This window comes from Pseudoduganella sp. LjRoot289 (assembly GCF_964252925.1).
Lineage (GTDB): Bacteria > Pseudomonadota > Gammaproteobacteria > Burkholderiales > Burkholderiaceae_D > Rugamonas.
Genome location: NZ_CAXUPN020000001.1, coordinates 1,241,394 through 1,254,643, shown reverse-complemented (window position 1 = coordinate 1,254,643; position 13,250 = coordinate 1,241,394). Strand labels below are relative to the sequence as shown.

The 13,250-nt window shown below is 66.0% G+C and carries 8 protein-coding genes; all 8 read right to left on the bottom strand.

Annotated features, from left to right (window positions below):
* Positions 1-19: 19 nt before the first annotated feature.
* The 8 genes from ACSQ8Y_RS05455 to ACSQ8Y_RS05420 all read right to left on the bottom strand — a co-directional run bounded on the left by ACSQ8Y_RS05455 (position 20) and on the right by ACSQ8Y_RS05420 (position 13,154).
* The gene (locus ACSQ8Y_RS05455) at positions 20-2,005 is read right to left on the bottom strand and encodes a TonB-dependent receptor (RefSeq protein ID WP_436265439.1); all 1,986 of its coding nucleotides are present in this window, start codon (positions 2,003-2,005) and stop codon (positions 20-22) included.
* 81 nt (positions 2,006-2,086) lie between these two features.
* Positions 2,087-2,410: a DUF2946 family protein gene (locus ACSQ8Y_RS05450; RefSeq protein WP_436265438.1), complete on the bottom strand. Its 324-nt coding sequence runs from the start codon at positions 2,408-2,410 to the stop codon at positions 2,087-2,089.
* A 63-nt stretch (positions 2,411-2,473) separates the two neighbouring features.
* Positions 2,474-3,085 carry a glutathione S-transferase family protein gene (locus ACSQ8Y_RS05445; protein WP_436265437.1) on the bottom strand — a complete coding sequence of 204 codons (612 nt, stop codon included), beginning with the start codon at positions 3,083-3,085 and terminating at the stop codon, positions 2,474-2,476.
* Between the two features lie 60 nt (positions 3,086-3,145).
* Positions 3,146-4,453, bottom strand: a complete 1,308-nt coding sequence (gene pelA, locus ACSQ8Y_RS05440) for a pectate lyase (protein WP_436265436.1) — start codon at positions 4,451-4,453, stop codon at positions 3,146-3,148.
* Between the two features lie 20 nt (positions 4,454-4,473).
* The gene (locus ACSQ8Y_RS05435) at positions 4,474-6,195 is read right to left on the bottom strand and encodes a DUF5060 domain-containing protein (RefSeq protein ID WP_436265435.1); all 1,722 of its coding nucleotides are present in this window, start codon (positions 6,193-6,195) and stop codon (positions 4,474-4,476) included.
* Positions 6,196-6,205: 10 nt separating this feature from the next.
* On the bottom strand, positions 6,206-8,467 hold the full coding sequence (locus tag ACSQ8Y_RS05430; protein WP_436265434.1) for a hypothetical protein: 2,262 nt from the start codon (positions 8,465-8,467) through the stop codon (positions 6,206-6,208).
* A gap of 75 nt (positions 8,468-8,542) precedes the next feature.
* Positions 8,543-11,455: a TonB-dependent receptor domain-containing protein gene (locus ACSQ8Y_RS05425; RefSeq protein ID WP_436265433.1), complete on the bottom strand. Its 2,913-nt coding sequence runs from the start codon at positions 11,453-11,455 to the stop codon at positions 8,543-8,545.
* 250 nt (positions 11,456-11,705) lie between these two features.
* Positions 11,706-13,154: a Gfo/Idh/MocA family protein gene (locus ACSQ8Y_RS05420; protein WP_436265432.1), complete on the bottom strand. Its 1,449-nt coding sequence runs from the start codon at positions 13,152-13,154 to the stop codon at positions 11,706-11,708.
* Between the last annotated feature and the right edge of the window lie 96 nt (positions 13,155-13,250).

Genomic DNA, 13,250 nt, shown 5'->3' with positions numbered 1-13,250 from the left:
GTCTATAGTTATCTCTACATCAGAAGTGCGAACGCACGCCCACGACGAAATTGCGGCCCGGCAGCGGTGCGATGTCCTTGAGGATGGACGTCGACAGACGGATGTCGTCGTTCAGCAAGTTCTTCGCAAGCAGGAACCAGGTCACGTCCTGCGTGCCGATCTTCTGCGTGTAGGAAATGTTCGCATTGAGCTGCTTGTAGCCCGGCGTGGTGGTGGTTTCAAACGACGCCACGCGCTGCTGCCCTTCGGCGTGCACCAGCGACAAACCGCCGCGCCAGGCGCCTTCGCGGTAGCCCACGCTGGCGCCTATGCGGTTGGCCGGCTGCAGGGGCAAGCTGCCGCCCACGTCCAGCTTGCCCTTGGAGGTGTCCGCGAACACGCGTCCGGACCAGCCGCTGCCCGTGGCGTTGTAGGTGGCTTCGGCTTCGGCGCCGTGGATGGTGGCGTCGGCTTGCTGGAAGATGCGCTCGCGCAGTTCGTCGCCAGGGTTGCCTTCCTCGTCCAGCAAATTGCCGGTCACGTGGCCGTAGATGAAATCACGCACTTTGTTGCGGAACACGTTGGCCTTCCAGCGCACCAGTCCCGCAGTCTTCTGCACGCTCAGTTCGACGTTGCGCGAAGCCTCCTTCTTGAAGTCGGGATTGCCGACGTCGAAGGTCACCGTGGCGTCGTGCGGGCCGCCGGAATACAGCTCTTCGGTGGCCGGGGCGCGCTCGGCGTACGAGAACGTGGCGCCGGCGCCGTAGCCCGGCGTGAAGGCCCAGAGTGCGCCCAGCGATCCGGATTTGAGGTTGAACGAACGGTCCAGGCCAGTGACCGGCGAGCGCTTGACCGATTCCAGGCGCAGGCCGCCGCTGAACTGGAAGGCGCCCACGCTGGTTTCCTCGACCAGGAAACCGGCGGCGGACCTGGAGTGCGTGACCGGCACCGTGTCGGCCGCGCCTTCGGGGCTGAGGGCCGAGAAGTGGGTATTTTCGGTCTGCACGCCGAAGGTGCCGCGCAGGCCGGCGATCGGGCTGTGCGCCAGTTCGGCGCGCGTTTCCAGGGAACGGTTCTTGAAGATCACGACCGGGCTGTTCGCCTCGTCGAGTTCCGCGTGCTGGTAGTCGGTGAAGCCGGCCTTGAACTTGAAGGAATCAAAGCCGTCGAAAGGCTTGCGCACCAGGCTGTCGATATCGTAGCGCGTCTGCTTCTGGTCGATCTTCGAGCCCTCGTCGCTCGGAATGCCATATACATTGGTCAGGTGCGACGCGGAGGCGCCCACGAAACCCCAGTCGGCGATGTAGGAGCCGCCCAGGCCGGCGTTGCGTTCACGCGTGCCGGAGTGCTGCAGGCGCCCGGAGCCGGAGGCCGGGTCGTTCAGGACGCGGGTGTCTGGAATCTTGTAGTCGTCCGCGTTGCGCAGATTGCCGTCCGCGTGCAGCGCGAACTGGCCCACCGCGCCGTCCAGGGTGCCGGACATGTTCTTGCCGCTGTCGACGGTGCTGTAGCGTGCCTCGATCTGGCCGGTCAGCTTCTTCTCAAGGGCCGTTGGAATACGCTCGTTGACGACGTTGACCAGGCCGCCGATCGCGCCCGAGCCGTACAGCAGCGCGGCCGGCCCGCGCAGGATTTCTATCTGCTGCGCGACGGCGCCCTCGGAGCCGACCGCGTGGTCGTTGGACAGGCCGGACACGTCCGACACGGTCATGCCGTTCTCCAGCATCTTGACGCGCGCGCCCTCAAGGCCACGGATGATGGGGCGGGACGCGCCTGCACCGAACGCAGACGTGGAAACGCCCAGCTCTTGCGACAGCGTCTCGCCCAGGGAACTGCCGACCTTGTCGCGCAGTTCGTCGCCCGACAGCACTTTGGCCGGCGTCAGGATCTGGTCGCTCTCGGCGGTGCGGAAAGGATTGGCCGTCACCAGCACTTTGGGTATGGCGGCATCGCCGGAGTCGGCGACGGAGAAGGACGAAACGGCGGACAGCACCGCCGTGGCGATGAGCGAACGTTTGGTAATCATATAAACCTCGAACTGACAAAAAAATGCGTGAAGCAACGCGCACTACCGAAGCGGCGCGTCGCGGTCGTATATAGTTTGTAGTCAGAGGACCGGGGGAGCCCGGGATTGGAAGACAACGGTGGTAACGCGCTCGAGGACGAGCGTCGGCCGCAGCCAGCGCGGAACCGGCTCGCTCGCGGCGATGTCGAAGCGGACGACCGGTGCGGCGATCGCAAAAGCCAGTTCGGCGGCGGACAGGCATTTGAGACAGGTATGTTCCACCAGCGCCGGGTCCGGCGTGCTGCCTGCCGAAGCGACCATCGCGCCCGCCACCGCCCGCTGTTCCTGCGCCCAGTGCGTATAGCCGTGCGACAGCGCTACCTGCTGCGACATCAGCATCAGGTAGGCAACCAGCAGTGGAAGCAAGCGGCTTAACATTGGAACAACATTGGACCAGGCGAAAGAAGGCAGCGTATTTTAACCGTAATTTCAGGCGCCGTGAGCTTCGATAGCTTTCTTATAAGCCGGGCGCGCCTCGATGCGGTCGACGAATGCGGTCAGGTTGGGATAGGCGTCGCGGCCGGAAAAACGCAGTGCCGTTTGCGCCACGAACGACAGTTGCACATCCGCGCCGGTGAGCGCGCCGCCGACGAAGTACTCGCGCCCCGCCAGCTCGCGGTCCAGGTAGCCCAAGTGGTTTTTCAGTTCGCTCTCTATGCGCGGCTGCAGCGGCGCGCCGCCCTCGCCCAGGCGTCCCGTGTACAGCTTGAGCATCAGCGGCAGCATGGCCGAGCCTTCGGCGTAGTGCAGGAACTGCACGTAGCGGTTGTAGTCCGCCGACTCCGGAGCCGGCGCATAACGGCCCTGGCCATATTTGCGCACCAGGTAGTCGATGATCGCGCCCGACTCGATCAGCACCTGGCCGTCGTCGCACAGCACCGGCGCCTTGCCCAGCGGATGGATGCGCGCCAGCTCGGGCGGCGCCAGGTGCGTCTTCGGGTCGCGCACGTACTGGACCAGTTTGTATTCCAGGCCCAGCTCTTCAAGCAGCCAGGTGATGCGGCGCGAGCGGGATGCGTTCAGGTGGTGTAGTTCGATCATCGCAGTGTCGTGTGAGTGGCAGGAATGGCTATCCTACCCGACTCGCACGACCGTGCGTTTTCACGGTGACGCCGGCATGGGGTGGCTGCGCGACCAGCTGGCGTAGAGCGCCAACGCGGCGGCGGGGCCGGTTCCGTACCATGCGTAGCCGTTGCGGCGCTCGGCGCTCAGGTCGTTGACGTCGTCGTGGATGCTGCGGTCGCGGTCGCCGAAGATGGGCTTCATGGTCGGGATGTCGTAGAGGCGCGACCAGAGCGGGCCGGCGCCCGGCCCGGCCTTCAACTGGCGGCCCGCCTGCGGCGTGGCGGCGCTCCACTCCATGCCGCGCAAGGCGCTGCGCTCCAGCCATGCTGCGCCGGCATGGACGGCGGCGACGGCTTCCGGTTCCGGGGCGGGCTGCCGCATCAGCAACATCAGCAGGTGGGCGCTTTCCGCGCTGGTCAGCGATACCGGTTCGAAGTTGCGTGCGCCGGCCGGCGCCAGCGTGAGCGCGTCATGCTGCTGGCACCAGCCGGTGCGCACGCCGCCGGCCACCACCTGGGTGGACAATATCAGCCGGATAGCCTTGCCGGCTGCGGCGCGTACCTCGCCTGCAACGGCGCCCGGGACAAAAGCGTAGTCGCCCTGCCCGCCCCCGACGTCGGCCAGCAATTCCACGACGGCCGCCATGGCGTTGTCGTTGAAGGTGATCGCGTCGTGGTAGCCGCCGGCCAAGGGGTAGACCTGCGGGTAGCCGCCGTTCGGGTATTGGGCGTTGAGCAGGTAGCGCATGCCCTTCAGGATGGCCGCGCGGTAGCCATCGCCCGGCGCGCCGGATGCTTGGGCTTGAACGCGGGCGAGGAAGCGCAGTTCGCTGGTCGTGGCGTTGTTGTCTATGGTGCCCACATAGCTCCAGCCCGCGTCCGCGACATAGGACTGGCCACGCAGGCGCGCCGGGCCTGTGCGGTCGACGTTCTTGCCCCAGCCGCCGGCGGGCGTCTGGAAGCTCACGATGTTCGCGGCGACTCGGCGCGCTTCGGGAGTGCCGTACCACGCGGCGGGACGGCGCAGGGGCATGCCGCCGTCGCCGCCTTGCGCGTGGGGTGGCGCGGCCGGAACAGGTTCAGCTTCGGCTCTGGTTCCGGCCAGGGCGATTGCACCTGCGCGCTCCGCCGCAAGGGCGGCCTTGTCCGCCGCCATCTGTTCACGGGAGCGGGCCAGATAGGCGAGCCAGGCCTCGCGCTCCTGCGGCGCGAGATCGGCAACGCCGGCAAGCCGAGCCTCGGTGACGGCTTCCGCCGGCTGCATGGTGCCGATGACGGCCGCATGGGCGGCCGGAACGGCGCAGACGACAAGACACGCGGCCGTGGTATTGAGGATGTTGCGCATGGTATTTTTCCTGTATGGGCTTACGGCACCCGCACTATCCGCAGCGCCATGTATGCCCGCCCGGGGAGCGCGATGCTGCGGCCGTTTTTGTCGGCGTAGGTGTAGTTGTCGCGCTTGACGATTTCAAACGTGCCGTCGACAGGGGTGACGGTCATATTCCACGTGTCGATGACTTCGGCCCGGAACTTCATGCCGTCTTCCAGGCCGGTTTTGAACAGCACGAAGGGCCAGCTTGCCGGCGTAGCCAGGCCGAAGTAGCCGAGGTAGTACTGCGCGTGCTTGCCTGCGAACGGGTGGTTCTGCCATTTGTCGATGGGTTCCAGCCCTTCCGCCGGGCTCTCGCTCAATATCTTGCGGAAGAACGCCAGCCGCGGCGGGCTTTGGCCCTTGAAGCTGCCGCCCTTCGCCAGCCAGACCATGCCCTGCGGGTCTTCAAAGCTTTCGCTGTGGCCCACATACGTGCCGGCGATGGCGCCCATCCAGAACCGCAGCACCATCTGCTCCGGCGTGAGCTGACCCCAGCGGCGGGAGAAGTTGCCCTCGTATTTGACCTCGTCGTAGACCACAGGCTTGTTGTACACGTCCCGCAACAGCACGGCGCGTTCGAAGTCCTCGGCGATGGCGCCGCTCTGCACGCTGACGTGCGTGACCCATGGCTTGGTGTGGTTGTAGAACACGAAAGCGTTGTGGATGGAGCGCAGGTGCTGATAGGGGTCGGCCTCCTGCACGATCTGGAAATAGCGGTCCCACTCCGGCATGGTCTTCTCTTTCAGGAAATCGAACTCATTGGCCATGGACCACCACACATTGCGGTAGGCGCCAAGGCGCGCCACCACATAGCGCAGATAGCGTTCGTTCACGTCGGCCGGCAGGCGGTCGAAACCCCAGTAGCCTTTGTCGTAGGGATGGAACAGGATCAGGTCCGCTTCGATGCCGAGCGCGCGCAGTTGCGAGATCCTTTGCTCCAGGTGGCGGAAGAATTCGGGATTGAAACGCGTGAGGTCCCATCCCTTGGGCGGCTGCCCGGCGAAAGGAAAACGCGGCGGCTCGTTCTTGTCGTCGTGGTTGGGGAAGACGGCCATGCGCAGCTTGTTGAACGGCGCGCCGGACAGCGTCTTCAATGTCTGCTGTTCAAGGGCCTCGGTCTGATGCGCCCACGCGTAGCTGGTGGTGCCTACTTGCCAGAACGGCATGCCGTCCTCGTACGCGAAGTGGCGGGTGTTCTTCACGCGCACCGGGCCATGGTTGCCGGCTGCCGGCGCGACCGCCGTGAGCTTGCCCTTCAAGCCGCGCAGTTCGGCACGGTTGCTGTGCGTCTCGTACTCCCATTCGCCCACCTCGGGCGGCATGAAGCGGATGCGGTACTGGCCTTCGCCATCGTAGAAGCCCGCCACCTTCAGCGTGCGCGCGCCCTGCCTGAAGATCGCCGACAGGTCCACTTCCATGAAGGGGTTGCCGCTGGATGGGCCAGCCAGCGTGATGTCCACGCTCCCCCAGCGCTCGACCGGCATCTGTGCCCAGGACGGCGGCGCGCACAGCGCGAAAAGCAGCGCCAGCCAGAACGCAAGGCCGCGCGTCAGACCGCGTATCAGGTCGCGTATCAGGCCGCGCATCGGGCCGCGTACCGGGCCGCGTACCGGGCCGTGTGCCGGGCCGCGAGCCAAACTGCGGGTCGGCCACGGAGCCAGGCAGCGCTGCGGCCGGAAGGCGGAAGCAAGCAGTGACAAGGTTCGTTTTCTCATATCTTTATCGTCAAGGCAGGGGCTGGAAGCCTTCTGCGCGCACGGTCCAGCTTCCGTCCGCGGGGAAGCCGGGAGCGGCGCGCGCCGGCGCGCCGTCCCAGCCGCCGGCCATCATGGCCACCGCCGCCAGCAGCGCGCCGTTTCCGGGCAGGTAGACCGGCAAGCCCTTGTTGGGGTTGTGGCCGGCCCTGGTGTAGCCATTGTTCGGGCCGTCCGGCTTGAGCAGCACATCAACCGCCTGTTCGGCGGCTCCCAGCCGCGCCGCAGTCATGGCGATCATCGGATAGTCCCAGCCCCAGATCTTGGTCGCCCAGTCCCATTTGGCAAGCACGGCGTTCAGCGTGCGGCGCATCGTGTCGCGGTCGACGCCGTCGCCGGGCAACTGGCCCAGCGCCATCAGGAAGGACGGATGGTCGTGACGGCTGTCGGCGTTGTCCCAGGTGTCCGGGTGGGACTCGACAGCGACGTATTTTCCGTCCTTCCGCGGCAGCGCGGACAAGTGCGTCCGCTTGAACTCCCACTCGGGATCGCGCGGCAGGCCGGCCCGTTCGCGCCAGCGCTGCGCCGTTTCCAGGCCCCAGGCCCAGTAGCTCAGTTCATATGTCGGATTCATACTGGTCGACTGGTCGTAGATCTCTTGCGCTATCCACAGCGGCGGTCCCAGCACGTAGCGCCTGCCTGCGGCGTCCCAGTGCAGCATGGACGCCATCGCCTGCGCAGTTTCGGACACCAGCTCGCCGTAACGCGCCAGCGTGGCCGGGCCGGGATCGGCGCGGTATATCAGTTCGGCCAGATGGATGGGGTGCGGCTGATTCCACATGATCAGCGGATTGCCGCCGGGGCTTTCGCGGCCTTCCGGTCCGGTCATTTTCATCCAGCGTGCGCCTTTCAGGCCGCGTTCCGCCGCCACGGCGCGGGCCGATGGCAAAGTGCGCTGGTGCCAGGTGAGCGTGCGCGCTGTGTACTCGGGCCGCCCCCACAGCGCGAAGTGCGCGGTGTGCCACCACACCATTTCGGTGTGGTGCTTGCCGTACCACGTGGCGGTCGTCAGGCCGCTTTCCTGCGCGGGCAGTTCATCGCCGAGCTGGATGGCGGCCAGGTATTGCGACAGGACGACGCGGCGCTCAAGCTCATGCGCGCGCGGGTCCGTGCTGCCGCTGAAATCGACGGCGGCGCCGGATTGCCAGTAGCTGCGCCAGTGGGCGGCACTGCGCTCGAAGATCGAATCGCTGTAGATCGGGGGCGCGGCAGCCGAGGCGGCATTAGCATTGCCGTTGGCTGCAGCGTTGGCGCTGGCGGCGTTGGCGACAGCGCCGACGCCGATGCCGCCAGCGCCAGGTACGGTGCTTTGCGAGTAGAAGGACAGCGTCAGGTCCAGCGTGTCGCCTGCGGCGGGCGAGACTTCGAAGGCATGCGGGCCGCTGCGCTTCACGGTCAAGGCCGCGGAACCGGCTAGTGTCATCGCGTAGCGGGACGCATCGCGGCTGTGCTCCACGGTCAGCGTGCGGCCACTCTGCTCCAGCACGCTGGTGCGGTGCGCATCGGGGTGCGACCAGTCGAGCGGCGGATTGTGCTTGACGGCCAGGTCGTAACCCAGCGGCAGCGCCACCCGCACCGCCAGCTTGCCGCTGGCGAACAGCGGGCTCCGGATGCGCAGCGCCAGCGTGTCGCTATCCGGCCTGACGGCGCTGCGCACGCTGACGGGCCGTCCCAGCAATGACACACGGCTGTGCAACTGGCCGGCCCACAGGTCCAGCCGCTGGTCCACCGAGCCGACGTCGGCGGCGGTCAGCGGCCGCGCGCCCTCGCCCGCCAGCACGAAGCCGACCTGCGGCAGCGGCTGCGTGTGGGGATTCTCGCGCAGCCATTGCCCGGCGGGAGAGTTCTGATTGGTGGGATAGCCCTGCGTGCGGCCATGCGCCGTGTAATCGCGGTTGGCGTCGGACAGCTTGTAGCCCTGGGGATTGGCGTTCTCATGCCAGGACCAGCGGGCCTGCGTTTCGAGCGGCGTTCCGGTTGCACGGTAATGATCGGGCAGGGTTTGCAAGCCGGTGACGTCAGCCGTGAAGCAGAAGCGGCCATTGCCCAGGCTGAGCGGCCCCATGGTGTCGATGGCTTGCAAGCGGGGCTGGTGACGCCCGACCAGTGCCTCGCGGTCGATCGGCCTGGCCGAATCGACGGCGTTGGCTACGTTCGCGGCATTGGCGCAAGCTGCGCCGCACGCCGCCAGGGCCAGGATTGCGGATACGCCGGCAAGACAACGAAGCGTCATTTGGGGTCGGTCTCCTGTAAACGATTGCAGGCGCGGCCCCGCTGAAGGGGCCGCGCCTTTCACACTGCTACTTTTTTAGAACTTGTATTCCACCGACAGACGGTACACACGTCCCATCATGTCAGCCATGCTGGTCACGTAGCCGCCGCTGTAGATGCTGTTGGAGGTCAGTGGCGGCCATTCGTTGGTCAGGTTGTTCACGCCCAGGCTGATGGTCGTGTTCTTGAAACCCTTGTAGCGCACGTTCAGGTTGAACTGGCTGTAGGCATCGACCTTGGTCAGCGTCGAACCCACACGCGGCGTCAGGTCGGTCAGGCCGGTCTGGTAGCGCTGCGACAGCGTGCCGCTCCAGTCGCCGGTGCCGTAGGTGAGCGACGCGGTGTGCTTCCAGCGCGGGTTCATCTGCGGCATGCCGGCCAGGCCGGCGTTCGGGCCTGCGCCGCCGTAGCGGCCGTCATTGGTGATGACGCCGACGTTCTGCAGCCACACACCGCCCTTCTCGCTTTGGAACTCGTACTTGTCGTACCAGGTGCCGTCCAGCTTGGCGTCGAAGGTGCCGAAGCTGGTTGCAGGGAAGCGGTAGGCAACCGACACGTCCGCGCCGCGGATGCGGGTCTGGCCGCGGTTGGCCTGGCTCGCCACGATGTGGTCGATCACGCCGTTCGAACCGCGAATGATGTACTCCGCGTACTTGGCAGGGTTCTGCTGCACTTCAGCGATGGTCAGCGCACCCAGCACGTCCTTCAGTTTCAGGCCCCAGTAGTCGACTGTGACGGTCAGGTCCTTGATCGGCTCGTAGGCTGCGCCGTAGGAAAAGCCCTGCGATTTCTCAGGCTTGAGGAAGGCGTTGTTCGGCGTCTTGGTCCAGTAGTTGGTGGTCACGTTGCAGACCTGGTCGGCGGTATAGCCCGCTTTCGGCGTGCCGGTGCCGGCAACCGTCGGCTGCGCGCTTGGGCACAGGACCGGATCGTCCATGACCTGGGTGCGCACTTCCGGCGTCGGGTTCTGGATGTCCATGATGGACGGCGCGCGGAAGCCGGTCGACAGGGAGCCGCGCACCACCAGTTCTTTCAGCGGCTGCCAGCGGGCCGCCAGCTTGGGGTTCACGGTGGTCTGTTTCAGATCCTTGTAGTGGTCGGCGCGCACGGCGCCGTTCAGCAGGAAAGTGGACGTCAGCGGCGCGTCGATTTCCATCACCAGCGACGAGATGTCGCGGCGCAGCTTCTTCGCCACGCCCTGCGGCGTCTCGCCCACCAGGTCGGACTGCACCACGTTGCCGGCCGCGTCGATGTTGTAGCTGCCGTCGGCCTTCTTCATCACGTAGTCCAGCGCTGCGTTGAAGGTGCGCGCCGAGTCGCGGCGCAGTTCGCCGGACACCGCCAGCGTCAGGTCGCCGCCGCCCAGCGCCATCAGGGCGCGCGAGAACGTCGCGTCGACGCTCTGGTTGTAGGCCTTGTTCAGGCGGTAGGTGTAGTCCTCCGCCTGGATGCTGCGCAGGTAGGCGGCACCGGCTTCGTCCTGCAGGCCGAACGGATTCAGGATGCCCTTGTCGAAGCCTTCCTGCGCTTTCGAATACAGGATGTAGCCTTCGCCGACGCGTGTGTCGCGCTCGGAGGCGCCGTGGTTCAGGCCCACGCGGTAGTCCCAGCCCAGCACTTCGCCTTCAGCCGACAGCACGATGCGGTTGTTGGTCTGCTCGTCGTTGCGGTAGGCAGGTCCCAGCTCGGCAGGTCCCCACTGGAAGAAGATGGCGCGGTTGTTCATGTTCAGCGCGGAGGCGGTGCCCGGCGTCTTGGCCGCATCGATGAACATGGCCGGCGTATTGGAGCCGGTATTGCTGCCCACGACCTGCACGGCGGGCGTGATGCCCTTGCCTGGGTAGAAGCGGCTGGTGGACGGCAGCGTATACGAGGTGAACGGCTGCGTGGCGCCCGGCACCTGCATGCCGCGGTATTTCTGCACCGTGAAATTGCTGTGCAGGACGTCCAGGTCGATCTTATGGCCGCCGGGCAGATTCCAGCTGGCGCGGGCCGCGACGGTGGTGATCTCGCTGCCGTCCGTCACCGCGTTCCAGTACAGCGGATTGCGGAAGCAACCGGGCGCGTAGACCGGCGGCGTGTTGGCGCTGGCGTTGCCCAGGGTGGGCAGTGCGTAAGGCGCCGCGCAGCCGGTGGCGAAGGCCGGGTTGTAGTTCGAGTTGGCGGCGCGGGTGAAGCCGAAGTTGGCGATCGGGCTGGCGTTGCGGGCATCCGGGGTCAGGCCCAGGCCCAGCGTGCGCAGGATTTCCGGGTCGTGCTGCTCCGGACGGTCGCCCTGGAACAAGGCAGTTTTCTTCTGGTGGTCGATCGCGATGTAGGCGTTGAAACCGTCCTTGTTCAGATTGCCGTAACCGAAGATGGCGCCCAGGCTCTTGGTATCGCCGCCGCCGCTCATTTCCGGTGTGGCGTACTCCGCCTTGATGGTGGCGCCCTGGTAGCCGCGCTTGGTCCAGTAGTTCTGCACACCGCCGATGGCGTCCGCGCCGTAGATCGAGGCGGCGCCGCCGCTCAGGGTTTCGACGCGGTCCAGCGCCATGCGCGGGATTACGTTGACGGACACGTACTGGTCCTGCAGCGGCTCGTTTGCCAGGCGGCGGCCGTTCAGCAGCGTCAGCGTGCGCATCGGGCCCAGGCCGCGCAGATTGGTCACGGGGCCGGCGGCGCCCGAGTTGGTGCCCAGCGACAGCGACTGCGGCTGCTCCAGCACCAGGTCTTTCAATTCGGTGTGGCCGCGCGCTTGCAGCTCGGTGGCCTTGATGGTCATAACCGGCGTTGCGCCTTCATCGGCCGCGCGGCGGATCAGCGAACCGGTCACCACCACGGCCTGGATTTGCGGCTCGGCCGGCGCGGCGCTCTGCGCTTGCGCCTGGCCGGCCATCTGCAATACCGCCAGGCTGACAGCGGACGCCAGCACGGCGCGCTGGAAGCGGGGTTGGACTGTTTGTTTCATTGGGGGTCTCCTCCTCAAGGTTTCCGATTCGAATTGGCTCGATCAGTTTTTCATCTGGTATAGCCAGATATTAAATTGGCCAGACCACCTTAACAAGCAAAATAAAACCTGTTCCAACGGATCGGTAACATGCTCATACAGTTTTTCACCGTTTCCCCTATGAAAATGCAAGCGGCAGGAGACGCCATAATGTTGCATTTTCTCCACATGAGTGGCCAGACCACCCAGTTTTAGGTGGTCCGGCCGCAGCTCAGGGCATTTTCACCCTGAACGGCATCGGCACCGGCGTCTTGCGGTCCGGCATGGGCGCCCGGTCCGGCGGCGTCAGGCCAGTGACCAGGTCGGCGATGCGCACGGTGCCGCCGGATTCGAAGCAGCGGTTGGCGGCCACGCCGACCAGGATGGAATACGCACCAGCGCGCTCGTCGGACACGCGCTTGTACTTATCCGCCGGGGCGGCGCCGAAGATTTCAGCGAGCATCGCATCGTCTCCCCCGCCGTGGCCGCCGGCGCCGGTCCAGGGCTCGACCTCGCGCGCCGCGCCACGCAGCGGGATAATGCGCGTGGTCACCGCGTTGCTCTTGCTTTGCACCGCGTCCGCCCCCGCCACGCCGGCCGATTCTACGATGCTGTGCTCCAGCCGTCCCTTGGTGCCGTTGAAGGCGATGCGGTAGCCCTCCCACGCGTCGTAGGCCTGCAGCGCGTAGTTGAGCTGGGCACCGTTGTCGTAGCGGACCATCACGCTCATCGTGTCCTCGATATTGATCTCCGGGCGCCACACGCACTGGTCGCGGAAGTAGCCGTCGTGCTTCTCGTTGTCCAGGTAGAGTTCCTTCAGGCCGGGGTCGGCCGCCAGGTCGAAGTAGAAACCGCACTTGGCCTTCTCGGTGCAGGTCAGGCAGCGCTCGTGCGCGCCCTGCAGGCCCATGCGCCTGGCCGTGGCGGGCGTGTAGAACTGGCGCGAGCCGAAGGCCTGCACCAATTCCGGCTGCGCGCCCAGCCACCAGTTCACCAGGTCGAAATGGTGGGTGGCCTTGTGCACCATCAGGCCGCCGGAATTGGCCTTGTCGCTGTGCCAGCGGCGGAAATAGTCGGCGCCGTGCACGGTGTTGAGCAGCCAGGTGAAGTCCACCGAAAGCACGTCGCCGATCTCGCCGCTCATCAGCAAATCCTTGACCTGGGTGCGCGGCGGCGAGTAGCGATAATTGAAGGTCACCCGGATATGGCGGCCGGAACGCTTGACCGCATCCAGGATGCGCTGGGCCTTCTCGGCCGTGGTGGTCATCGGCTTTTCGGTGATGACGTCGCAGCCCGCATCGAGCGCGCGCACGATGTAGTCGTCGTGGCTGGCGTCGGTGGTGGTGACGATGACGAAGTGCGGCTTCGTTTCGCGGACCATGCGCTCGAAGTCCTCCGGCGCGTAAGGGCGCGGCTGGCTGGCGCCGGTTGCAGCGATCTTCCTGGCGGCCAGCGCGGCGCGGCCGGGATTGCGGTCGCACACGGCCACGATCTCATTGCCGTCCTTGTATTTGCCCGTGATGGCCCCGGTAAACATACGGGCCCGCGAGCCCACGCCTACCACGGCGTAGCGCTTGCGCGCGTCCGCGCCGTACGCGCTGGTTGCCAGCATCAAGCCGGCGGCGCCAGCCGCCTTCAACAAATTGCGCCGGTTGATCGGTGCTAAGCCTTTTTCTTTCACGCTGAGTTTCCTTCACGGTTGCTTGCTTGGTCAGACGCGGCGCTGGCTAGCCGCATCACGGGATGTCACTGGGCATTGCTGCCGTGAATATAGTCC